At 45.6% G+C, this 23724-nt stretch carries 23 protein-coding genes, 2 pseudogenes and 3 other annotated features; of the genes and pseudogenes, 11 read left to right on the top strand and 14 right to left on the bottom strand.

Translation table 11 applies throughout. The features are described 5' to 3' along the window. Positions 1-21 precede the first annotated feature (21 nt). The 5 genes and pseudogenes from MKY10_RS20160 to MKY10_RS20140 all read left to right on the top strand — a co-directional run bounded on the left by MKY10_RS20160 (position 22) and on the right by MKY10_RS20140 (position 5803). Positions 22-522, top strand: coding sequence for a YwgA family protein (locus tag MKY10_RS20160; protein ID WP_003227524.1), 501 nt, complete (start codon positions 22-24; stop codon positions 520-522). 111 nt (positions 523-633) lie between these two features. Continuing rightward, positions 634-1104: an Rrf2 family transcriptional regulator gene (locus MKY10_RS20155; RefSeq protein WP_003243988.1), complete on the top strand. Its 471-nt coding sequence runs from the start codon at positions 634-636 to the stop codon at positions 1102-1104. After that, positions 1104-2503 (top strand): annotated as a pseudogene (locus MKY10_RS20150) (MFS transporter). Before MKY10_RS20155 ends, MKY10_RS20150 begins: the two are co-directional and overlap by 1 nt. Positions 2504-2557: 54 nt before the next feature. Next, positions 2558-2786: a binding site (T-box leader), on the top strand. Between the two features lie 33 nt (positions 2787-2819). After that, positions 2820-3041 (top strand) — a binding site (T-box leader). A gap of 31 nt (positions 3042-3072) precedes the next feature. Next, positions 3073-3294 (top strand) — a binding site (T-box leader). Between the two features lie 53 nt (positions 3295-3347). Continuing rightward, entirely contained in the window at positions 3348-5264 is a 1917-nt protein-coding gene (gene thrS, locus MKY10_RS20145; RefSeq protein WP_014481228.1) for a threonine--tRNA ligase, read from the top strand. A 119-nt stretch (positions 5265-5383) separates the two neighbouring features. Then, positions 5384-5803, top strand: coding sequence for a MarR family transcriptional regulator (locus MKY10_RS20140; protein WP_003227535.1), 420 nt, complete (start codon positions 5384-5386; stop codon positions 5801-5803). 42 nt (positions 5804-5845) lie between these two features. On the opposite strand, the gene MKY10_RS20135 is transcribed toward MKY10_RS20140, so the two are convergent. Further along, positions 5846-6034 (bottom strand): 2-hydroxymuconate tautomerase, encoded by a 189-nt coding sequence (locus MKY10_RS20135; protein ID WP_003222038.1) that lies wholly within the window; start codon positions 6032-6034, stop codon positions 5846-5848. A gap of 108 nt (positions 6035-6142) precedes the next feature. On the opposite strand from MKY10_RS20135, the gene MKY10_RS20130 reads away from it, so the two are divergent. Together MKY10_RS20130 and MKY10_RS20125 are read left to right on the top strand one after the other, a co-directional pair. Then, the gene (locus MKY10_RS20130) at positions 6143-6802 is read left to right on the top strand and encodes a site-2 protease family protein (protein WP_003243167.1); all 660 of its coding nucleotides are present in this window, start codon (positions 6143-6145) and stop codon (positions 6800-6802) included. A 13-nt stretch (positions 6803-6815) separates the two neighbouring features. Continuing rightward, a complete protein-coding gene (locus MKY10_RS20125) occupies positions 6816-7334 on the top strand; it encodes a YwhD family protein (RefSeq protein ID WP_015250981.1) in 519 nt (172 codons plus the stop codon). 292 nt (positions 7335-7626) lie between these two features. Here the strand turns inward: MKY10_RS20125 and MKY10_RS20120 are convergent, their stop codons facing one another. Continuing rightward, positions 7627-9702: a transglycosylase domain-containing protein gene (locus MKY10_RS20120; protein WP_048654792.1), complete on the bottom strand. Its 2076-nt coding sequence runs from the start codon at positions 9700-9702 to the stop codon at positions 7627-7629. Between the two features lie 201 nt (positions 9703-9903). Between MKY10_RS20120 and speE the strand changes: the two genes are divergently transcribed. Beyond that, the gene (speE, locus tag MKY10_RS20115; protein ID WP_003227543.1) at positions 9904-10734 is read left to right on the top strand and encodes a spermidine synthase; all 831 of its coding nucleotides are present in this window, start codon (positions 9904-9906) and stop codon (positions 10732-10734) included. A 60-nt stretch (positions 10735-10794) separates the two neighbouring features. Beyond that, positions 10795-11667, top strand: a complete 873-nt coding sequence (gene speB, locus MKY10_RS20110) for an agmatinase (protein ID WP_015250983.1) — start codon at positions 10795-10797, stop codon at positions 11665-11667. Positions 11668-11698: 31 nt separating this feature from the next. On the opposite strand, the pseudogene MKY10_RS20105 reads toward speB, so the two are convergent. The 3 genes and pseudogenes from MKY10_RS20105 to rapF all read right to left on the bottom strand — a co-directional run bounded on the left by MKY10_RS20105 (position 11699) and on the right by rapF (position 13507). Continuing rightward, a pseudogene (locus MKY10_RS20105) lies at positions 11699-12161 on the bottom strand (YbaK/EbsC family protein). Between the two features lie 97 nt (positions 12162-12258). Next, positions 12259-12378 carry a phosphatase RapF inhibitor PhrF gene (phrF, locus tag MKY10_RS20100; RefSeq protein WP_009968329.1) on the bottom strand — a complete coding sequence of 40 codons (120 nt, stop codon included), beginning with the start codon at positions 12376-12378 and terminating at the stop codon, positions 12259-12261. Next, the gene (gene rapF / locus MKY10_RS20095) at positions 12362-13507 is read right to left on the bottom strand and encodes a response regulator aspartate phosphatase RapF (protein WP_015250985.1); all 1146 of its coding nucleotides are present in this window, start codon (positions 13505-13507) and stop codon (positions 12362-12364) included. The genes phrF and rapF overlap by 17 nt, the downstream gene beginning before the upstream one ends. Before the next feature lie 229 nt (positions 13508-13736). Between rapF and MKY10_RS20090 the strand changes: the two genes are divergently transcribed. Together MKY10_RS20090 and MKY10_RS20085 are read left to right on the top strand one after the other, a co-directional pair. After that, positions 13737-15092 (top strand): YncE family protein, encoded by a 1356-nt coding sequence (locus tag MKY10_RS20090; RefSeq protein ID WP_015250986.1) that lies wholly within the window; start codon positions 13737-13739, stop codon positions 15090-15092. A 38-nt stretch (positions 15093-15130) separates the two neighbouring features. Next, entirely contained in the window at positions 15131-16507 is a 1377-nt protein-coding gene (locus MKY10_RS20085; RefSeq protein ID WP_015250987.1) for a YncE family protein, read from the top strand. Positions 16508-16512: 5 nt separating this feature from the next. Here the strand turns inward: MKY10_RS20085 and albG are convergent, their stop codons facing one another. Genes albG through sboA form a run of 9 tightly spaced genes read right to left on the bottom strand, consistent with a single transcriptional unit; the run spans position 16513 to position 23450 of the window. Next, entirely contained in the window at positions 16513-17214 is a 702-nt protein-coding gene (albG, locus tag MKY10_RS20080) for an antilisterial bacteriocin subtilosin biosynthesis protein AlbG (protein ID WP_029726080.1), read from the bottom strand. Beyond that, the gene (locus MKY10_RS20075) at positions 17211-18491 is read right to left on the bottom strand and encodes a pitrilysin family protein (RefSeq protein WP_029726079.1); all 1281 of its coding nucleotides are present in this window, start codon (positions 18489-18491) and stop codon (positions 17211-17213) included. Before MKY10_RS20075 ends, albG begins: the two co-directional genes overlap by 4 nt. 4 nt (positions 18492-18495) lie before the next feature. Beyond that, the gene (gene albE, locus MKY10_RS20070) at positions 18496-19656 is read right to left on the bottom strand and encodes an antilisterial bacteriocin subtilosin biosynthesis protein AlbE (RefSeq protein ID WP_108029087.1); all 1161 of its coding nucleotides are present in this window, start codon (positions 19654-19656) and stop codon (positions 18496-18498) included. Next, positions 19646-20956, bottom strand: coding sequence for an antilisterial bacteriocin subtilosin biosynthesis protein AlbD (gene albD / locus MKY10_RS20065; RefSeq protein ID WP_061890993.1), 1311 nt, complete (start codon positions 20954-20956; stop codon positions 19646-19648). The genes albE and albD overlap by 11 nt, the downstream gene beginning before the upstream one ends. After that, entirely contained in the window at positions 20949-21668 is a 720-nt protein-coding gene (locus tag MKY10_RS20060; RefSeq protein ID WP_015250992.1) for an ABC transporter ATP-binding protein, read from the bottom strand. The genes albD and MKY10_RS20060 overlap by 8 nt, the downstream gene beginning before the upstream one ends. Beyond that, positions 21665-21826: an antilisterial bacteriocin subtilosin biosynthesis protein AlbB gene (gene albB, locus MKY10_RS20055; RefSeq protein ID WP_003222006.1), complete on the bottom strand. Its 162-nt coding sequence runs from the start codon at positions 21824-21826 to the stop codon at positions 21665-21667. The genes MKY10_RS20060 and albB overlap by 4 nt, the downstream gene beginning before the upstream one ends. A 12-nt stretch (positions 21827-21838) precedes the next feature. Next, complete coding sequence (gene albA, locus MKY10_RS20050; RefSeq protein ID WP_015250993.1) at positions 21839-23185, bottom strand: subtilosin maturase AlbA; 1347 nt, start codon at positions 23183-23185, stop codon at positions 21839-21841. A 24-nt stretch (positions 23186-23209) separates the two neighbouring features. Beyond that, the gene (sboX, locus tag MKY10_RS20045; protein WP_010886632.1) at positions 23210-23362 is read right to left on the bottom strand and encodes a bacteriocin-like protein SboX; all 153 of its coding nucleotides are present in this window, start codon (positions 23360-23362) and stop codon (positions 23210-23212) included. Continuing rightward, the gene (sboA, locus tag MKY10_RS20040) at positions 23319-23450 is read right to left on the bottom strand and encodes a subtilosin A (RefSeq protein ID WP_003222002.1); all 132 of its coding nucleotides are present in this window, start codon (positions 23448-23450) and stop codon (positions 23319-23321) included. Before sboA ends, sboX begins: the two co-directional genes overlap by 44 nt. Positions 23451-23724: the final 274 nt, after the last annotated feature.

The raw sequence follows: 23724 nt of genomic DNA, 5'->3' as shown, positions 1-23724 counted from the left end.
GAAAAAGGAGATGTCGGGAATTTGTTGAAAGAACATGCAAAACTGATGAAGGTGTTCTCGGATTCTGGAGAAATCATCGGGCGAAAGAAGCTGCAGAAAATGATTTATATCGCCAAGAAAATGCAGTTTCCTTTCTATGAGAAATATGATTTTCACTTTTACGGACCATATTCAGAGGAACTGACGCTCCAGATTGAAGAGCTGTGCAACCTTGGATTTCTGCATGAGGTGAAGGAAAAAAAGGGCGGCTACTTTCAATACCGGTATTCGCTGACTGAGACAGGCTCCGCATTTTTAGACCATGCTGATCTGGACATGCCGGATATGAAAGGCTATATCGACAGTGTAAACAGCCGTTCATCACGGTTTTTAGAGCTGGTTTCCACGATCCTTTACTTTGACGGGCTTGAGGATGAGGAAAAGAAAGAAAAAGTCTTTACCATCAAAAGCAAGCAAAAATATACAAATGAAGAATATGACGAAGCGCTTCAATACATAGAGGAACTGAAGCAGATTTGTTAACCATACCAAGCAAAAGAAATGATCCGTTTCTTTTGCTTTTTTTATTGACAAAAGCTGCTAAGAGATTCATTATGGATAATAGTTATCCATAATGAATCAGGAGTGAATAGGATGAAAATGAAATCAGGAATGGAGCAGGCGGTTTCTGTGCTGCTGTTACTGTCACGGCTGCCGGTACAGGCTTCTTTGACGTCAGAGGCTATAAGCCAGCGATTGCGCGTGTCTCCGTCTTACTTGAAGAAGCTGATGAGAACATTGGTTCAAGCCGGTTTGGCAGAATCCTTACCAGGGACGAAGGGCGGTTTTACCCTGACGAAGCCTTTGGCTGACATTACGCTTTATGATGTTTATCAAGCGGTCGAAGGCAGAGGTTCGATGTATCAGGGGAAAGGCTTGCTGCAATCTGTATTTGAGGGTGAAAGTCACTGTGTGCTGGAGACAGTCATGGCGGAAATCGAGGATAAATGGTCCAATCTTATGAGAGAAGAATCCTTGCAGCATGTTATGGACAGAGTCGGGGAATTGTATGATCTTGAAAAAATAGATGATTGGGTAATCAAGCAAGTGAAAGGGCAATTGTAATGAAAAATAGCGGGTCTATACAAGAATCAACATCATCAACAGGCATATCCGTGCTGATCGTGCTCGCACTTGGTTTCCTCATGGCAACTCTTGATGTGACCGTTGTGAATGTGGCGATGGCTGATATGAAAAACACTCTTTCAATGTCACTTTCAGGTGTAACGTGGGTTGTGGACGGGTACATTCTTACTTTTGCGTCGCTTCTGCTGGCGGGCGGAGCCTTGGCTGACCGTTTCGGCTCGAAGACGATCTATATCTTGGGTCTAGCCGTTTTTGTTATGGCCTCCTGTCTATGCGCTGCATCTATAAATGGGCAGATGCTGATTGCCGGACGTCTCATACAGGGAATTGGGGCAGCTTTGTTTATGCCAAGCTCACTCAGCCTTTTGGCTGCCTCTTACCTTGATGAGCGGGCGCGGGCGAGAATGTTTGGACTGGGGCCGCGCTTGTTTCCGCCGCTTCAGCCCTTGGGCCTTTTATCGGGGGCGTGCTGGTACAGTTGGCGGGCTGGCAGAGTATTTTTCTGATCAATGTGCCAATAGGGGCTGCTGCGCTCATTTCAGCTTACCGAATCCTCAGCCGCGTTCCTGGGAAAAGCAGCCGCGTGAACATCATCGGGCATCTGCTTGGCATGATGGCTCTCGGGTTTCTTTCCTATGCTTTGATACAGGGGCCTTCAGCGGGCTGGCGCTCGCCAGTGATTCTTGTAGCATTTACTGCAGCGGTTTTGGCATTTGTGCTGTTTTTGCTGCGGGAAATTTCTGCAAAAACACCCATCCTGCCGGCGTCCTTATACAAAAACGGCCGCTTCTCAGCTGCCCAATTTATCGGGTTTTTGCTGAATTTCGCCCTTTTTGGCGGCATGTTTATGCTCAGCCTTTTTTTGCAGGAAGCAGGAGGGGCAAGTTCCTTTATGGCTGGAGTGGAGCTGCTGCCGATGATGGCGGTCTTCGTGATCGGCAATCTGCTGTTTGCCCGTCTGGCGAATCGGTTTGAAGCCGGTCAGCTTATGTTTGTATCAATGGCGGTCAGCTGTATCATTGCATTGCTGTTGTTTGTGCTGATTTCTCCGGATTTTCCTTATTGGCAGCTGGCGGTGTTGATGTCTGTTATGAACCTCTGTACCGGTATTACAGTTCCTGCCATGACAACTGTGATCATGCAGGCTGCCGGGCAAAGACATACGAATATCGCCGGTGCGGCGTTAAATGCAAACCGGCAAATCGGAGCCTTGGTCGGCGTAGCGATAACCGGGGTGATCATTCATCTGTCCGCCACTTGGTATGCTGGTGCCGGGTTTGCGTTTTTGATGATGGGAGCGGCATACAGCCTCGCTGCATTGCTTGTATGGCTGTTTCTGGCTGCCCATAACGGGACTGCCGCGTCAGAAAAAATGTAAATCACTGATTGCGCTTTGTGGGAATATATAGTAAGATATAAAAAATTATTGAAACAACAGGCACTGATAAGGACACGAGATGCTTTTTACGGTTTCCAGAGAGGGAAGGACAGCTGAGATCTTCCTAACGCAGGGAAAGCAGCTTACCGCCTTTGAGCCGTATCAGGGAAAACAAGTATCTGATACCGTCATGCTGCGTTACAGCATCTTTAAGCCGATCATCATGTGTAATTGATCGGGAATTTGGGTGGAACCACGGATGATCAACACATTCGTCCCTTTTAGAGGGATGGGTGTGTTTTTTTATTTGAATTGAATACATGCGAAGAAAAGGACATGAATGATAGTTACGGTTTTCAGAGAGGGAAGGAAAGGTGAGAGCTTCCCAGCTTAGGAATATCATTTACCGCCTTGGAGCAGCATTGGGGAACTGAAGTAACCAATGCCGTCTATGCTGCGTTACAGCACCGAGCCGACAACATAGTATTTGTCGGGAACTTGGGTGGAACCACGGGTTAATCACACACTCGTCCCTATCTGTGGGACGGGTGTGTTTTTTTATGAATTGAATACATGCGATGAAAAGGACATGAATGATAGTTACGGTTTTCAGAGAGGGAAGGAAAGGTGAGAGCTTCCCAGCTTAGGAATATCATTTACCGCCTTGGAGCAGCATTGGGGAACTGAAGTAACCAATGCCGTCTATGCTGCGTTACAGCACCGAGCCGACAATATCGTATTTGTCGGGAACTTGGGTGGAACCACGGGTTAATCACACACTCGTCCCTATCTGCGGGACGGGTGTGTTTTTTTATATACAACAATGAATAAGGAGTGTTTTAAAATGAGTAAACATGTACACATTCAGCTTCCGGACGGACAGATCAAGGAATATCCGAAAGGCATCACAATCAAAGAAGCGGCTGGTTCTATCAGTTCCAGTCTGCAAAAGAAGGCGGCTGCAGGTCAGGTCAATGGCAAGCTTGTTGATCTCAGTTTCAAGCTGGAGGAGGATGCTGAGCTTTCGATTGTTACACTCGATTCACAAGAAGGCTTGCAGGTGCTTCGCCACACATCAGCGCATGTGCTGGCCCAAGCAGTAAAACGGCTGTACGGCGAAGTGTCATTGGGGGTAGGGCCTGTGATTGAAGACGGCTTCTACTATGACATGAAGCTGGGGAAAAGCTTGGCATCAGGAGACTTAGAGGCCATCGAAAAAGAAATGAAAAACATAATAAATGAGAACCTTGAAATCAAACGTATAGAGGTTTCTTACGAAGAAGCTGATGAGCTGTTTGCACAAAAAGACGAGCGGCTCAAGCTTGAGATTTTAAAGGATATTCCGCGCGGGGAGGATATCACACTGTACCAGCAAGGGGAATTCGTTGACCTGTGCCGCGGGCCGCATCTTCCTTCTACAGGGATGATCAAGGCGTTCAAACTGACAAGAGTATCAGGCGCTTATTGGCGCGGAGACAGCAAAAATGAAGTCCTGCAGCGGGTGTACGGGGTTGCGTTTCAAAAGAAAAAAGATTTGGATGCGCACCTGCATATGCTGGAAGAAGCGGCAAAACGAGACCATCGCAAGCTCGGCAAACAGTTAGGGCTGTTTATGTTTTCTGAAGAAGCGCCGGGGATGCCGTTTTATTTGCCGAAAGGGCAGATTGTCCGCAATGAGCTGGAACGCTTCTCGCGTGAACTGCAAACAAATGCCGGCTACAATGAGGTGCGTACGCCGTTTATGATGAATCAGCGGTTATGGGAGCAGTCAGGCCATTGGGACCATTATCGCGACAATATGTACTTTTCAGAAGTGGATGATACAAGATTCGCAATGAAGCCGATGAATTGCCCCGGCCACATGCTCATCTTTAAAAACAGCCTGTATTCTTATCGGGATCTGCCGATTCGCATGGCGGAATTCGGACAGGTGCATCGCCATGAATACAGCGGCGCTTTAAACGGAATGCTTCGCGTTCGGACGTTCTGTCAGGATGACGCCCATATTTTCGTTCGGGAGGATCAGATTGAGAGTGAGATCAAAGAAGCGATTCGGCTGATTGATGAGGTATATCGGACATTTGGTTTCGAGTATTCAGTTGAGCTTTCGACTCGCCCGGAGGATTCATTAGGCAATGACAGCCTTTGGGAAGCGTCGGAACGTGCCTTAGCACGCGTCCTTGAGGAGCTTGGCCTCTCTTATGAGATCAATGAAGGCGATGGGGCGTTTTACGGGCCGAAAATTGATTTCCACATAAAAGATGCCCTGAAACGGAGCCACCAATGCGCGACTATTCAGCTTGATTTTCAAATGCCGGAAAAATTTGATTTAACATATATCAACGAACACAATGAAAAGGTTCGTCCCGTTGTCATCCACAGAGCGGTTTTCGGCTCAATCGACCGTTTCTTCGGCATTTTGATCGAGCATTACGGCGGGGCTTTTCCAGTCTGGCTCGCACCGCTCCAGGTTCAAATCATACCGGTTTCTCACGTTCACTTAGACTATTGCAGAAAGGTACAGGCGGAGCTGAAGCAGGCGGGGATAAGAGCCGGCATTGATGAGCGCAATGAGAAGCTGGGCTATAAAATCAGAGAATCGCAGGTGCAGAAAATCCCGTACGTGCTGGTGCTTGGAGATCATGAGGAGCAGGAGAATGCGGTAAACGTCCGCCGATTCGGACATCAGCAGAGTGAACACGTTCCTTTCCAAACTTTTAAAGATAAACTTGTCAAACAGGTGGAAAATCGAGGCATGTAGGATAAAAGCTGTGAATTCACATTTTGCTTTTTTGACTTTCCCTATTCGGAATCAGTAAAATAATAAGTAAATCATATCGTTCGTATGTTATGAATGCATCTCGAAATGGGGAAATTTACATGGACCATGACAAACTGGAAGCAAATTTGCTGGATCACGCACTTACAAAATATTTGAAAAGCACGAAGCAATTAGATGAAGCCACCGTTCCGAAACACGTGAATAATGTAAGAGGGTTTATTCTGCGGATCATATACAGACATGGGAGCTGCACCATAAAGGATATTTTGAAGGAGGTCACACTGTCTCCCTCTGCCACGACCACAGCTCTGAATCATTTAGAGCAGGAAGGGTTTATTGAGAGATCCAGAAATAACAATGACCGCCGCACTGTATGGATTACGCTTTCTGAATCGGGCCGGGGAGCGGCTGAACAAATGATCGAAAACCGCCAGCAGCTGATTGACGGCATGTTTGAACGTTTAACAGCCGAAGAGAAAGAGACGTTCTTGGCGATTATTGCGAAGCTGGCTCAATAGGGATAATAAAAGCCGGTGCGCGAAGCGCCGGCTTTATAGAGATTATTCCATATCGCTCAGGCGTTTGCCTGCGACGGCATAATGGTCTTTTCTCATTTCTTCTATAAAGACAACAATTTTTTCTTCAGAAGCACCGGTTGTTTCCTTTACGGCTTCTGTTACTTTCTCGACAAGATTGCGTTTTTGCTCGTCTGTACGGCCTTCGAGCATTTTGACAGTTACGTATGGCATGGGTGCTGAATCCTCCTTTATCTCGTTTCCTCTCTTTAGAAAAAGAGGCTTCTTATAGTATACTGAATAAAGTAAATTCTTGCATTTTGAGAAAGAGGGATATCTCACTTGGACCGTTTTTTATATTATCCGTTATCTTTAATGCCATACCTCGTCATCACGCTAATTGTGTCGTTTACGATGCACGAGCTTGCCCACGCTTATGTCGCATACAAATTCGGTGACGATACGGCGAAAAAACAAGGAAGACTGACGCTGAATCCCATTAAACACCTTGATCCGTTCGGAACCATTTTGATTCTGGTGGCCGGATTCGGGTGGGCGCGCCCCATTCCCGTGAATCGCCGTTTCTTTAAGAAACCCCGGCTTGCTGGTGTGCTCGTATCTATAGCCGGGCCCGTCAGTAACCTGATTCTTGCGTTTATTGGTTTCTTTTTGTTAGTGTTGATGCATGCGTACGGAATGGAAATGCTTGCGGCGTTCAGCACGGGGCTGGATCAGTTTTTTTCTATTTGGATACAGCTGAATCTTGTCTTGTTTTTATTTAATCTGCTGCCGCTTCCTCCGCTCGATGGCTATCGAATTATAGAAGATCTCGTTCCGCCGGGCGTGCGTGCCAAAATGACGCAGGCGGAGAGCTACGGCTTTATCGTGTTTTTGGTGCTGTTTGTGACACCGCTAGGATCTTACGTGCTGTGGCCGATGCTCAATGCAGGAAGAGATTCGATTTTAAAGCTGTTTTCAGCGATATTTCAACCGCTTTTGTAGGAGGTAGAACTTCATGGAAGAAAAAAAGAAAAAATCAATCGGGTTTAATATTATCAAAAGTGATCCGACAGACGGACACGGCGGTTTTGGCGTAGGGGCACTCAGCCTTGATAACATTTCTCCCGTATTCGTTGATGTAGAGGAAAAAGAAGCGTTCGTAGACATCGGCGCTATGCATGCCCGCAGCACCGTTGAAAAAGGAATTAAATTTCTCCCGAATAAAGAAGAAGTGCCGAACGGAAAACCATACTGGCTTGTGTGGGTAACGATTGACAGAAAAGAAGAGGGGCCTTATTACGCTGGTGTGACAGCCTGTGAAATGACGGTCGACAGAAGCATCAGAAGAGGCTACAAGTCGCTGCCTGAGCATGTGAATTTGATGGATAAATCCATGAAACGGAAAATCATCGTTGATAAAATGGACGACAGCTCGAAGCGTGTACTAGGCGAATTTCTGAAAAAGCATGATCAGGGCCTATGGGACCGTTCATCAGATGAATTAAAAACAAGCCTGCTTCCGGAAGATAATTAATTTGTGAATTTTCTGTGAACTTTTAAAGTATTTGAGATATTTTTTGTAAACATTGAGTAAACTGGTGATACAGAAATAGGACATGGAAAATCCCGAGCCGAAACAAGACTCGGGGTTTTTCATTATTAGGGGGATATGAGTCGGCGACTGGGAGATGAAAGCTGGCGTCGAAGAAATGAGAATTTCACCACTTTATCCCAAAACTGATTGTTCAGCTCGATTGTTTAACATTCTTCCATCGATTATGAAGGAACCATACGAATAACCCGGCCTCCGAGGAGCCGGGTTATTTTCAATGATGTCGCCCCAGCCATTTGTCCCACCACTTTTTCTCGGAAGCGGGCTTTTCTTTGGATGGAAGCCGGTCTTTTGTTTGTTTTGCGGGTTCTGCCCCGTAGCACATGTTTGCTGGTTCTGTGCCTTTCACAAAATATGTGTAATGCTTAGCGGCACAGCCGGGACCTGATGAGTAGCCTGTTTCCGGATCAATGTACACACCGGTTACGCCTTTTGGCGGCTTGAACGCGGTTTCTGGTTCGCCTTTGAGCGCGTCCTCCATGAAGTCCGCCCAAATGGTTTTAGCATAGCTTTTTTCTTCGACCGAGTCGATGGTGCTGTTTTTGTCATAGCCGGTCCAAACACCTGCGGCCAGCTTCGGATTGAAGCCGATCATCCAGCTGTCTGCGCTGGTGGTTCCTGATTTTCCGGCATACGTTCTTGTCAGGCGGTTGGCTATCGTTCGCCCCGTTACCGACGTATATCCATTTAAATCGGTATCAAACATGCCTGTCATCATACTCGCTGTGACAAAAGCGGCTTTTTCATCAAGCACTTGTTTATGCTGATTCGGGTTTTCGTACAGCACGTGGCCGGCTGCGTCCGTTACCCTTGAAATAAAAGTCGGTTCGATTTTCTTTCCGCCATTTGCGAGCATGGCATAGGCGTTGACCATCTCAATCGGACGTACGGGTTCGGTGCCGAGTGCCAGGGACGGCAGTGCTTGAAGATGGGCGGTAATGCCGAATTCCTTTGCCGTCTTTACAAGTTTGTTCGTGCCGAGAAAAAGATGCGTTTTCACAGCGTAAATATTGTCGGAAAGCGCCAGCGCCTGCAGAAGCGTAATCGGCTTGTTGGCATAGTATCCGTTATAGTTGCTTGGAGAATAGGTTTCTCCCTTTGCATCAATTTGAAACTCGGTTTCTTCGCTTTTCATCAAAGTGACTGGCGTAAATCCGCTCTGAATCGCTTTATAGTACAGCAACGGCTTGATCGTCGAAGCAGGCTGGCGCTTCGCCTGTGTCGTCCGGTCAAACGGGCTTTTTTGATAATCCCTGCCGCCGACAAGGGCGAGAACGTTTCCGGTGCGGGGATCAATGGCTGAAAACCCGACTTGAATGTCAGAGCCCGCGTTAACCGTTTCGGTAATGGTCTCCTCGGCGATGCGCTGCATCCGTTTATCTACCGTTGTATAGACGTTTAACCCGCTCGTTTCAATTTGCTCCCGTGTCATGCCGAGCTTTTTCTCCAGCTCTCTCATCGCATTGTCGTAGAAATAAGGAGCCTTTCTCTTGGAAACTTGCTTATTCAAAGGCTGATAGGAAAGAGCTTCCTTGATCAATTCATCCGCTTTCTTTTGGCTGATCATCTGCTGCTTTTCCATCATCCGCACAATCGTTTTCTGGCGTTCCTTGGCCTTCGTCTCATTGACATACGGTGAATAGCCGGAAGGGCCTTTCGGGATACCTGCCAAAAGCGCCGCCTCCGCATCCGTCAGGTTTTTGGCATGCTTGCCGAAATACAGGCGGGAAGCTGCTTCAATGCCGTAGGCGCCGTGTCCGTAGTAAATCGTATTTAAATAGCCTTCTAATATCTCGTCCTTAGAATAGTTTTGTTCCAGACGGATCGTGTAGAACGCCTCGTTCCATTTCCGTTTCCACGTTTTGTCGTGTTCAAGGTATAAGTTTCTCGCATATTGCTGGGTGATGGTGCTTGCACCCTGAACTTTGGCAAATGCTTTCAGGTCAGCAAGCGCCGCGCCGGCCATGCGTTTATAATCAAAGCCGTGATGATCGTAGAAATTCTGGTCTTCAATCGCCACTGTCGCTTTTACGATCGTCGGATTCATGTCCTTTAAGGGGACCCAATAGCGCTTTTCGCCGTAGTTCGTTTCCCCGAGCTTTGAGCCGTCACTTGCGTACAAAATCGTGGATTGCGGCACTTGCACCGAGGGAGCGCCCTGGTATTTGGCTATCAAAATGACAGTCATAAACACGGCAGCTGCCGCCAAGGCCGCAAAAGCCCCTAAAAAGATAAAGGCGCGAACGGTTTTCAGCGTCAGTCTCAGCCGTTTATTTGTCATTGCATCCACAACGGGTTCCCCCTTTTTTTATGTTTCTACTATTATGAGAAAAAAAGATCGTTTTTAAACATCACAGAACAGGACGCATCTTTACTTTTTCCCCGCCATCCTCTATACTTTTTCCTTAGGTGAAAATGAGATTTCAACCGAGAATAAAAGCTGATAAGACGCTTACAATAAATGAATACAGCCTCGAAAGGGAGATGACAATTGAGCGAACTTTGGTACACAGAGAAGCAGACGAAAAACTTTGGCATTACGATGAAGGTTAACAAGACGTTACATACAGAACAAACGGAGTTTCAGCATTTAGAAATGGTGGAAACAGAAGAGTTCGGCAACATGCTGTTTTTGGACGGCATGGTGATGACATCTGAAAAAGACGAATTCGTTTATCACGAAATGGTGGCGCATGTGCCATTATTTACGCACCCAAATCCGGAGCACGTTCTCGTAGTCGGCGGCGGTGACGGCGGCGTTATCAGAGAAATCCTGAAGCACCCAAGCGTGAAAAAAGCGACACTTGTAGACATTGACGGCAAGGTTATCGAATACTCTAAAAAGTTCCTTCCTTCTATCGCAGGCAAACTGGATGATCCGCGCGTTGACGTGCAGGTAGATGACGGATTTATGCACATTGCAAAATCTGAAAATCAATACGACGTCATCATGGTAGATTCAACTGAACCAGTCGGACCGGCTGTAAACCTGTTTACAAAAGGATTCTACGCAGGAATTGCAAAAGCGCTGAAAGAAGACGGTATTTTCGTTGCGCAGACGGACAACCCATGGTTTACACCGGAATTAATCACAAATGTACAGCGCGACGTGAAGGAAATCTTCCCGATTACGAAGCTGTATACGGCGAACATTCCGACATATCCAAGCGGTTTGTGGACATTTACAATTGGCTCGAAAAAATATGATCCGCTTGCAGTGGAAGACAGCCGTTTCTTCGATATTGAGACGAAATATTACACAAAAGATATTCATAAAGCGGCATTTGTTCTGCCGAAATTTGTGAGTGACCTGATTAAATAATGAAGGTATGGCGCAGGAGCGAATCTTGCGCTTTTTTACAGGAAAGCGAGGGTATTATAGATGAGATTTGATGAAGCTTATTCAGGAAAAGTATTTATCGCGAGCCGTCCCGAGTGGGAAGAGGCGGACGCCATTCTTTACGGCATGCCGATGGACTGGACAGTCAGCTATCGCCCGGGCTCACGCTTTGGTCCAAGCAGAATCCGTGAGGTGTCAATCGGCCTTGAGGAATTCAGCCCATATTTAGACCGCGATCTGGCTGACTTGAACTTCTTTGACGCCGGCGACATTCCGCTGCCGTTCGGAAATCCGCAGCGAAGCTTGGATATGATTGAAGAGTACGTGGACAGCATTTTAGAAAAAGGGAAGTTCCCAATGGGTATGGGGGGAGAGCACCTCGTGTCATGGCCTGTCATTAAAGCGATGTACAAGAAATACCCAGACCTTGCGATTATCCATTTTGACGCACATACAGATCTTCGAGTTGATTATGAGGGAGAACCGCTTTCTCACTCCACGCCGATCCGTAAGGCGGCAGAATTGATCGGACCGCACAATGTGTATTCATTCGGAATCCGTTCCGGCATGAAAGAAGAGTTTGAATGGGCGAAGGAAAACGGCATGCACATCTCAAAATTTGAAGTGCTTGAACCGCTGAAAGAGGTGCTTCCGAAGCTGGCGGGCCGTCCGGTTTATGTCACAATTGACATTGACGTATTAGACCCTGCACACGCACCGGGTACAGGAACGGTTGACGCCGGCGGCATCACGTCTAAAGAACTGCTTGCATCCGTCCATGAAATTGCGCGTTCAGAGGTAAACGTAAAGGGCGCTGACTTAGTGGAAGTCGCGCCGGTATACGACCACTCAGAGCAAACGGCAAACACAGCCAGCAAAATCATCCGTGAAATGCTGCTTGGGTTTGTGAAATAAGTAAACATCCAGACGATGTCTGGATGTTTTTTTATTCCCAGTCTTTACAAACATCAATCCATGCTTTTGAGAAAGAAAATTCGGATAATTCTCCTCAATAGCGGAGTTTCTGCTGCCGCATGCGGGGAAAACAGTCTCAAAACGTTTCAGCGATACATCAAGATAAACCTCAGGATCATGAGCCGATCCAAATGGGCAAACTCCTCCAATTTCATGGCCTGTCTGCTCCAGTACCTCATTAGGAGAGAGCATTCTTGCTTTAAAGCCAAATGTTGCCTGGACTTTTTGTTGTCGATCTTGGCATCGCCGGCTGCCACAATCAGAATCGCCTGATCTCCTTCCCCTCTGAAGGACAGGGTCTTGGCGATTCTAGCCGGGCTCACGCCGGTCGTCTCAGCTGCCTGTTCAACTGTCGCGCTCGACGTTTCGAACTCCGTCACATCATTTTCTCGATTCCACTGTGTAAAGTGGGTTCTCACACTTTCCAGAGACATGCTGCATTTCCACTCTCTTCAAGATTATTGAAAAAATCATAGCATGGATTGGGAGACTGGGTAAAGAGGGGACAAAAAAACCGCCGATGGACGGCGGTTAAATCATTCCTCGTTGTGCAACTTCAATTTGGTGTGTAGGTGCATTTGCAATAGTTGTTGCCACGAACACAGTGCTTAGAGCCAGACAAGAGAGTAATAGTTTAGACTTCAATTTCATACAAACTCACTCCTCCTTGAATAAGTTGCCTTACTTGTTCCACCTTCAAAAAATAAGCAGAAGCTTTTTGAAAATTTTTACGTTCATGATAATATTTTGCCACATCAATAGCGAAATCTTCAAGATCAGCATACAACATTTTACTTTCGAGAAAATCAAAAAATCCTTGAATTGCTTCTTCATCCGGCCCTGATAAGTATAAAGATTTCAAAAATTCAAACTCTGATAAATATATTACATCTCCGGCCTTTTGTGAATAAGCCATTCCCTTACTATGATATTCATGAGCTTTATCCATTTTTCCTAATTTATAATGGATCTGTGTAATTAAAAAATACGCTTGAGGTAAGGAAGGAAGAATATTTGATTCTTCAAAAACAGCTATTGCTCTTTTGAAATAAGGTATGGCATCCTCATATTGGCTTTGGCTGTTTTTACAAAGCCCGATATTGTACAAAGTTCTTCCCATTAATTGGGGCTGCTTTTCAGCTTCTGCCATAGAATAAGCTTTTTGAAAATGTGAGACGGCATCCTCATACTGTTTTAAATCTAAAAAATTGGTGGCAAATAAAGAATGACACTGCAGCAATCTTATATTATAAGCTTCATTTTCTTTGTATATTTCATATGCTTGCCGTGCATAGTCCATTGAAAAATACGTTTGTTTCATATAGTAATAAGATTCAGACATCTTAAAGAAAAACTCAGCTTTCTCTATCCGATCCTTAACGAATATCAGCTTGCTTTCGGCCTTTTTGAAAAATTTAATAGCCGACAGATATTCCCGCTGATCCAGCTCATACATGCCTCTGAAGAAATTAAAATAGTACTCAAGCAGACCAGTTAAACGAGCCTGTTTTTTATCAATCTCAAGCAGCAGATCAGACAGTCTCGGCTGTTCCTCAATCCTCATTTTTTCTAACGGTTCAAGGTACTCAAGCATCAGGTTGTGCCGAAACTCCATCAGTGAATAGTACAAATGAAGGTCTTGATCTTCTTCCATTTGATCCAGCTCTTGCTTGATTTCTCGTCGCAAATATTCTGCATCGGGTATGCTAAATCGGCGTATGTACATATACCATTCGTTAATCTTTTCTCCGATGGAAGAAGAAGATATGACACCTGTCACTTTTGCAAATCCCTCCCTTCATAATTCTATATATGTCATATTTTATCATCAACATTCTTGTGAGAAGCGCAAAAAAACCGCAATTTTTTCTTTCGTTACACCGCATGTTGGAGGAAATACTTTTTAAAAACCACTTTTACCCTCGGCAATTTGTACAAGCAAACACATTCACCTTCCATATTCTGTTGTATCTGCGTGAGCAGTGTATTTCTGAAAAGGAAGTGAAGGTATGAGAAAAAATAAGCTTTCCTTTAAAGAAAAAGCAGGAGCAGAACAAGAAGAGTGCTTATGTTTTTGTGAGGGAGAAGCAAGCCGAGAAGCCATGTTTCAAGCACCGATTGAATTACCTGAAGGGTTTGTCGTTGATCCGGCTGAAGCTGTTGCAAACGTGACGTGGAATGCAGACAGCCTTTCTTGTGTCAGTGACCGTTGCTTAATTCAAACGGGGCCAGAGCCTGATGAGGTCGGTGTTCAATTTGCAGTGCGCCTGCAGGGAACCGTTACGCTACTCGTCAGTGTCTCACCTGTGCGAAATCAATATGGACAAGGGGACGGGGCTGTTTCCGTCATTCACAATGCAGAAATCGATCAAGTCGTCTATTATTCCGATGAACCGGATGATTGCCCGGATATCAGTGACATCACGATTGAGAACCTTGTTGTTGTTCCGCCGTTTTACGGCAGTCCTTTATCGGTGACGGGGACGATTGTGCTTGTACCGGAGCCGGAACCCGTCTACGCGTTTACAGCGAATCCAAATGATCAATCAGTTTCTGTGATTGATACAAACACCCATACTGTTGTGACAACGATTGCTCTTCCGTACAATCCGGCAGGTATTGAAATTACGCCAGATAAAAGCGCTGTGTTTGTCTTACATCCCAACAATAATGTGATTTCTGTCATCGATTATGACACATTAACAGTGACAGCAACTATATTGCTGGATCAGCCGCCTCGATTGATTAGATTTATCCCTAATCATGAGTTTGCTTATGTTTTCACCGGTACTGCCATTTATGTGATTGGAATTGATACGTTGACTGTTGAGAGGTCTATTCCTGTAGAAGGTTTTGATATTGCAATTGACCCCAATGGGTTGTTCGCCTATGTTCTTAATTTTGGGTTAGTGCAAAAAGTGGACTTATCTACCGGTGAAGTCTTAGGAACGATTGAACGAGAGCTTATCGTATCATCCATAGAAACAGATTCTACGGAGCGGTATGCGTATGTATTAGAACAAGAATTCTTATTCAATTATTTGACGGTTATTGATTTAAATACGTTTACGATCAGGGATACCCAAGAGCTGGAGCCTGACGGGCTATATGTAATGTTTACGAGTGGATCAGAGGTGTATTTACATGACAGCTTCACTGGCAATTTATATTCTGTCAGTCCGAATGGAGCAGGTGTAATTGGAAATCTTCCGCAATCAGCAACAGACTATGCGTTTACCCCGAATGGCGATTTTCTGTATGCAACTCGTTTTATAGAGCAGAGCATCATTGTTTACAACACAGATGATTATTCTGAGGAAACTGTGATATCTCTTGGGGTTTCACCGGGTGCCATTACGATTTAACCGCTGCATGTTGTGCATTTCTAAAAGGACGTGAAATCATGAAAAAGAATGATCTTTCTGCTTTACAGGAAAATTGTTTCTGTTTTTGTGATGAGGAAATTAGCCGGGAAGCGCCGTTTCAAGTGCCGATAGATTTCCCTGAGGGCTTCAAGGTTGATACGGCCGAAGCGTCAGCGGCTGTTACATGGAGTACAGACAATTTGTCCTGTATCAGTGAGCCTTGCTTAATCCAGACTGGGCCGGAACCAGAAGATATCGGTGTTCGATATGCTGTGAGAGTACAAGGGACCATTACGCTTCTTGTCAGTGTGTCGCCTGTGCGAAATCAATATGGACAAGGCAATGGGGCGGTTTCTGTGATTCATACTGAAGAGATTGATCAAGTTGTTTATTATGCAGCACAGTCTGACCGCTGTCCTGATTTTAGTCAAATGACAGTGGAAGATCTGCTCATTGTACCGCCTTTCTACGGCAGTCCGCTTACGGTGACCGGGACACTTGTTTTACCGCCATCACCAGACCCTCAATCGTATGTGTTTACTGCCAATACTGGAGACAGCACGGTTTCGGTTATTGATGCAGATTTAAACACTGTTGTAAAAACAATCCCTTTTTCTGACGTGCCAACTAATCTAGGCGTTACTTTCGATAAAGCATTCACGTATGTCCTCCATGGAAATACCAACCTTGTCTCAGTGATTGATAATAAAACATTAACCATCATAAATACCATTACTGTTGGAGGAGGGCCGAGAAAGATCGAATTTGATCCAACAGATGAGTTCGCATACGTGATGGCCGCCGGATCTATATATGTGATTAACACGGCCTCTCAATCGGTCATTGATGTCATTCCGATACCCGGCGCTTTAGACTTTGCTCTTGATCCGAATGGACAGTATGTCTATACCGCTAATGGAAGCAGTTGGTCGGTTGATAAATATGATGCAAATACTGGGCAGTTGGTAGAAAGTATCATAGATTCATTTGAATTTCCCAGTTTAATTGCAACTCCTTACGCTGGAAATTTTGCGTACGTGTTGAATGGTGAGCTGTGGCCGAAAGGTGTAACGGAGATTAGTTTGTCTCCATTAAGCAGGGGAGGGGACTTCAGCCGTTTATTTGAAACGCTGAGGACGATTGTATTTTCTCTCGATAGCACTAGAGCTTATTTTCTAGAGCCATATAGTGAACCGTTTCTTATTAATAACTTATATGTAGTTAATACGGCCAGACAGAGGATCATTGCAAACGTGTCTCTCCCCGGCGCTTTTGACCTCGCCGTAACGCCGGACAAACAGTATATTTATGCGGCACAGCCCAACGACAATGCTGTGACCGTGTACCGCACAAGTGATTATACAGCCGTGACGGTGATTCCGGTTGGCGCGGGTCCGTCTGCGATTGCGATGTAGCTATTTTATAGATCAAGAGAAGCGGTGCTGCGATAAGAGAATCGTTTATAAATAAATGATCCGATTTGCTGAATGGCAGCCAGGATAATCAGAAACAGCAGTTCACTTATAGAGAAACTGAGCATCCACCAAATCCCGGCTGCTGCCAGCGCTCCCGCAAACACTTTTCTGAACAGGCTGCCGTGCCGGAAAAGCTGCCGCAAATAAGTTCGCATGCAAAACAATAAATACAGAATCAGTAGCATCGCAAGTCCCATTGAAAGGGCAGGGGGCGTGTGAAGGCGGAAAGGGACGGCTTTAACGATTTCGAACATGCAGCCGAATATGATGACTTGGCACAACACGGCAGCCATCACGTATGTTTGGCGGACGTTTTTATAGCTGTCACGCAGCGATTTGACGTCTTCTGCATATCGGCTGCACAAGTTGTGTTGCTGAAAGTCACAGCAGCTTTGATGAGACTGTGTGAGTTTCTGAAAAGCTGCTGTCATGTTTTTCACGGATTGGGTGACATAATGAAGATAGAGAAAAGCAGGCAGCATCAGGAGGGCAGCGGTACAAGCCAGCAGCCCGAGCCGCACAGCATCATTGTTGATCATCTGTACATATTGGGCGGCGGCTTCGGCAACGGCCTGAACCCAGCCGAAGGAATAAGCCGCCATACCTATAAGCAGCAATAAAAGGGTAAAGACAGTGTTTTTTTTCATTGTCTGATCGCCTCTTTCTGAGAAATGTGAATGATCGCTTTGTTAGAAGATGCCATTGCATCAATGAGAGACAAGAAAACCTGCGCATCCATATCTTGAATGATGTGGTACATGTCAAGAAACGAGCAATCGCACCTGTCACACTCGGCTGCCCACTCGAAGCATTTACGCACATAATCGCTGTCATAAATGATCGCGTCTGTCAAAGAGTCCTTGCCGTATTGAAGCCAGGCGGCAACCTGTTCTTTCTTCTGTGTGACATAGTATGAAGCCACATCGATATAAGCTGAAGAATGGGTCCCTTGACTGTGAAGGATCAAGAAACCGCCATCCTCATAGATATAAGTCTCGGCTGACAAACGATCGATTTCCAGGCGGTACGTTTGCTGAATCTCTTGAAAAAACGGTGAATCTAATTGAAATAGAATACGAGCCGCGATATCCCAATAAAGCTTTATCGCCAACAGATCGTTTTGCCCGGGAAGTGCGCCGATCTGTAATCCGGTCCATGTATCTTCCATCCGCTCCTCATCACCCAGCACCATTTTTTGTGAGAGGGCTGGAGGGCATGCCGGGATGATTTTTCTTTCAGCATGATAATCCGGACGTTTTTCCAGCTGGAGGTGAGGAGGCAAAAGCGTTTCTGTATTTTCTGAGCCCCCAATCAAAAACAGCGTCATCCGATGGGCTTGGTAGGCAGCCTTATAGGCTTTTTGTAAATCACTGATGTCCAGCGCCTCAATATCTTCGATTCTGCCTGCGGGGAAAACGGCAGCTGGTGAGGAGGGAGAAAGCATGCTGATCAGCTGATAATGATATGAGAGCTGATGGTTAAGGTGTGCTGTTTGAATTTCGCTTGTAATCACAGCTTTTTCCTGAGCGACAATCTTCTTGTCAAATGAGTGGTTCCATAAAGCATCAAGCAGGATGGGGATCGTTTGTCTGAGCCGATCCGGTAATGAGGTAAACATGAAATTGGTATCGGTGTAGGTAGTGAATGCGTTTAAAAGCGCGCCATGCGCAAAAAAATCACTGTACAGATTGCGGCCGTTGTGCCAGAAGAGAAGATGCTCTAAAAAATGCGCTGTGCCATACGGAAGCAGTGTATCACCGGATTCTGCCCGTATACATACATCCCGGCTTCCAAAATCGATTTTTACATTGCACAGCCGCAGGTGGGCGTGGGGGAATTTCAATCTGAATATTTTTAGTCCGCTGTCTGTGTATCTGATATCGGTTCGTTCATCCAGCTGTTGAAAAAAGGCTTTCTTTTCCATCTCTTCATCCCCTTACTACATGAGCTCCGATATAATTGATGGTCGCTATGAATTGCAATACATCGCGGCATGTAACCGCTGAGATGCCATCCAGCAAGGCTTCTTTCGTGCAGGAGAAGCGGCGCAGGACCCCCATATAGGCCAATAGACCTTCGGGAGAATCGAATTGCAGCAGCAATTCATTGCGTAAAAACTGCTTTGCCTGTTCTAGTTCCCGCTCATCTGTATGAAAAGCTGCGACAGCTTCCAAAACGCGCGGGGGAATGTCTTTCTCATGAAGCTGATCTGTACATATTGAAACAAGCAGCAAATTGTTCATGACATCGTAACGGGTGATAACGTGATAGACTGCCAGATCCTTCTCTCTGAAGTGCTTGAATAAAGCGGAATGGCCGTACTTTCCCAGTAATCCGTCTATTAGCTGTATTTTGATATAATCGCTGGCATCTTTCATCTCTCCGCAGTCAAATCCGAGTGTCAAGACGGAAGGACCTGCAGCGCTGCGTGTCTCTGTTTCAAACACATGCCGGTTTACGGGTATTCTTCCGGACGTTATAGCGGACGTTTGCGGGGCATGTCCCCGAACATCACATGCATGTACTTGTCCCAATATGTTCAGCTGTTTTTGCTGGGACACTAAATCAACGATAAAGTCCGTTGCGTCGAGAAACCGTTTAGGATGAATCGCCTTTATCCTGTCTCTCCGGCCAAACATGCCTGTGCCGTACATCGGGTTTCCGAAGACCTCCTCAGCCAAGCGCGCCGCCGAGTAGGAGAAAGGATCAGTGAATTTCTTTTCGATTCTCAGCAGCAGCTCATTCCTGGCCTTTTCAACTGCTTCGAATGAAAGAGAAGAAGGGAAAGACAAGTCTGCAAAAGTTTTCAGCAGGGCGTCAACATGAAGATTCCCGTTATATAATGGGTGAATCAAACGGGTCCCGCAGGTTTTCAGCTGCTGATCAAAAAAGAGATTCGCTGAGTACATGAAACGGCTGCCGGCAGCACAACCGAAAGCGTCAATGATTTGCTCCTTCAGGTATGCGGCGGCGCCGTAAAAATAAATCGTTTCTTCCTCAGGTTCCGCCGCGCTTTCGATTGGTTTCAGAAAGCTCGCGGCGATTGAAATAGTTGAAAATTGATGAGTCTTCAGCAGGTTAACTTCCAAGCCGTTCTCTTTTGCTTGTATCAAAGAAACCACCATCCTGTTTTTGCAGGTAATAGACTATGACCAGACCGGCTAACGGAATGACCGCCAAGGATACAGCGGTGCCGGCTAATGTGGCTAAGAATAGGGGAAGACAAAACAGATAAGACCGATATTTTGAGAAACCGCTCCATAGCTGCTGCTCCGTCTGCCAGCTGAAGGAGGGCCTTTTTTCATCCGCAGTTAACCTGATAAAAGCTCCCGCCAGCAGCAACTCAATGCACTGCAAAAAAGTGAGAACTGAAATCGGACGGCCGCTGATGAAACCCACAATCATCACGACAAGGAGAAATCCGCCTGCCAATAGGCCTGAATAAAAGCGATATTTCGCCCAAAACATCGTTTTCCGCTTGATCGGAAGCGTGATGAGCAGCATCCGGTCATTTTTTTCAATCGAATACAAAAGGGCGATCGGCGAGCAGATGAGCAAAAGCGCGGAAATCACGATATAAATCACTTGCTGATTGAAGATGCCGGTATTCATCATCTGGAACGAAAAGAAGCCGCTGAACGCCGCCATTACCGCGTAATTTAACAGCATCGCTTTAGAAGAGATAAATCGGTTCCATTCTCTTTTGTAAAACGAAAATTCAGATCGCCGCATAAATGAATGCATCTTGCTCTGCTGCGGAGGTGCCTGCAGAAAGACAGGAAAGTCAATGACCACCGCCCACAGCATATGAACCGCGCAAAGCGGAATCGTGGCGGCCGGCATCAAAGCGGCGCTGATACATACACAGGCGAATATCGCCGCATGCAGCAGAAACATCAAGTTCTTCTTTTTGACGAAGTGGTTGCTTAGCACAACTCCGAAAATAATGGAGTAAACGGTAAAAAACGAAAACCTGCCGAGCCAAAACAATGTTTGCGCCCCTGACAGCGTTCCGTTTCCAAATAAGAACAGCGGTAAAATAAAAAAGAATAAAGTTCTTCTCAAACAGGTATCGACAAACAAAACGACACTCTGGGCGAGCCAAAAGCTCCGTGAAGAAATCGGCAGCAGGCAGCTCAGTTTCATATAAGATTCCTTCCATTGAGATGTCACAGAAAGAAACACCATATATGCGTTCATTAAGAGAAGCGCGAGTATGATATACGTTTTGCGCAACACCGATTCATCAATGCCGGCCTGGCGGATCAGCCCGATTTCAAACACGGCCAGAATGACAAGGCCTGCGGCAATGCGGATGGCGTCCTTTTTCCCTTGCCGGCTGTAAAGCTGTTTGAATAGCAAAGACATGATGGGGATTATGTTATTCATGGCCGATCACCTCAAAAAATTCCCGCCGCAGATCGGTCTCCTCTCCAATCGGAATGACCTTTTGGATCTGTTTGTTGTGAAGAATAGCCGCATAATCACAAAATCTTTGCACGACATCGAGCAGGTGAGAAGAAAACAAAATGGTCCCGCCTGCTTCACAGTACTCGCGCATTTTCTGATAAAAAACCTCTATCGATTCCACATCCAAACCGACGAGCGGCTCATCCAAAATAAATAGGGGAGCGCGCAACAATAAGCCTGTCATCAATACAACCTTTTGCCTGTTCCCCAAGGACAGCTCCGAAATTCTCCTGTTGATGTATTTCGAAAAATGAAAGGCCTCGGCCAAACTGGCAAACTGCTGCTCTGAAAAATCCTTTTGATAAAGCGAATGGACGAAAGACACATAGTCCTTCGCCGTAATTTCTGTAAATAGCAGCGGATAATCGGCGGCGAAGTAACGGTGAATCTTCAGCTGATCTGATGTTTTCTGCGGCATGCCGGCCTCCGCTTCAATTCCGCACAGTGTAAAGCGCCCGCTGAAATTGCGGTTCACGCCTGTCAGCGTATTAATCAGTGTCGTTTTTCCGGCGCCGTTTACCCCAAGCAACCCGTAAACGGCGCCTTTTTCTAAATGTAAATCCACTTGTTCTAAGATGACGTTGTCCCGTTCATACCAAACGGATACATCGTGTATATCCAAAATGCTCATCGCGAGTCAGCCTTCCGCGCGCGCATCCCGAACAGAATGGCAATGGCAATGAAAATCAGCGTAAACAGATAATCGCTTTTGACAAAATAGACGACTGCGCCGATGACAAAGATAAATGAAAGGATATACAGTAAAATTCTTCTTTGTGCTGGTGACAAATCGTTTCCCTCCTAAATAAGCTGGACCACGTCTTCTAATTGTTCATTTTTCGCCCAAGAGCAAATGTTTTTTCGGTGATATTTGTTAGAGTTCAGCCCTTTTAAGTAACAGCCTCCGCAATAGCCGCTGAACGGGCATTTGTCTTTCATGCAATGTTCGCTGAATCGCGGCGCCTGCGCTTGCCACAGTTTATGGACGAGAGGGGAGTTAAAGATGCTTTCATAGGAATCATGAAAAATATTTCCCAATGAAAATTCCTTTGGAAAGAGGGCGCAAGGACGTACTTCGCCGAACGGGCTGATCACAATGGACTTCCAGCCAGCGCCGCAATTTGCCGCGCGTTTTCTCTCATAGGGAATAATCGGAATCAGATCTTTAAACTCATCAATCACATTTTGCTCGTATTCCATAAACTTGCGGTGCTGCTCGGCGTCTTTCGTTGGATGGACAATATCCCTGCCTCTTCCGAAATCGTCAACCCAATTGTAAGAAAACGCCTTCGCCCCGAGATCCCGAACCTTTTGGGCCATATCGTGGATTTCCCACATGTTTTTTTCGAAGACAGACATGGCGACTCTGACAAATATACCGTGGTCACTCAACAATTTTATCGTTTTACAAGTTTGGGCAAAAGAGCCTTTTCTCCCTCTAAAGGAGTCATGGACCTCGGAATTGACACTATCAAGAGAAATGCCGACGATGATTTTTTGCTTGTAAGTCTTCAAAAGCTCCAGGCTCTCTTTTCGCATGAGTGTTCCGTTTGTTAAGACAGCGACTTTTTTGAACTTTTTACACACATAGTCAAGAATCTCATTGGCGTTTGGATGGACAAAAATTTCTCCGCCTGTGATTTCGCATGTCAATACACCGTTATCAAACAGCATATCAGCCGTTTTTTTGAATTGCTCAATCGACACGGTGCCGAGCGCTTCAGGTGAGCTTTCCAAATAACAGTGGGCGCATTTCAAATTACAGCGGTGCGTCAGTTCAAAGGTGGCGTGCAGGGGCATCGGAAATTCATTGCTTCCGCTCGTGGTGATTGTATGGCGGCTGGTCCGGTTTCCAAGCTGAATAACCTGCTTGTTCTGGAGCATGTTGAGCATGTCGTAATACCAATCTTTATGGTCTTCCGGTGATTCATCATACACTGCACATTGCTCAGCTAAAATCTGCTCAGCTGTTTTTTGGCCATCCATGCGCATGCAGAGCTCGTAAGCCGTTTTGTTGAGATCCAAATACTCAAAGTCAGAAATGGAGACATTATCGCGCAAGTAGTCGATTTCTAACACGCCGCCCTCAGGAAGCTGGTGAACTCTTACACTTTCATTAATAAATGGAAACATCTGCTCTATAAACAAAATACCATCCCCTATACATATGATTCAAATGAAAAACGGTTGTGTATGTATATCCAAGAGGTAGATTTTAGTTAAAAATTGTAATTTACTTAAAAAGGGCATAGTAGAATGACTATGCCCTTTTGGGAGATCCTTACCCCCATAGACCGAATAGACCTGTTGCACCGGCAATTTCAAAATCAGGGATAGGACCGTCCACTAGACAAGCGGCTCCGATCGAGCATGTTGCACAACCTTTGTTTTCTACAATGACAGCTTTTTTCATAATTGAATCCTCCCTTTTTTTGTTTTTCTAGCAGATCTATGTTGTACTTTTATCTTAAAACTATCAAATTACTAATTCAATACATATATTTTGAAAAAAATGTGAAAAGGAAATGATAGATTTCGGAAAAATGTAACATTTCCTAAAGGTAATTAGTGATATGATTTTCTCTTCTATATAAGGAAATGCTTTTTATGAGGTTTATCTTCAAATCTGATGAGCAATGATGGTAAGATAGAAGCAGTTGAAGTTTACAAACCGAATGATTATACTA

It is taken from the genome of Bacillus sp. FSL P4-0290 (genome assembly GCF_037975435.1).
Lineage (GTDB): Bacteria > Bacillota > Bacilli > Bacillales > Bacillaceae > Bacillus > Bacillus subtilis.
The sequence above is the reverse complement of the archived record's forward strand: the minus strand, read 5'-3'. Positions and strand labels throughout refer to the sequence as shown.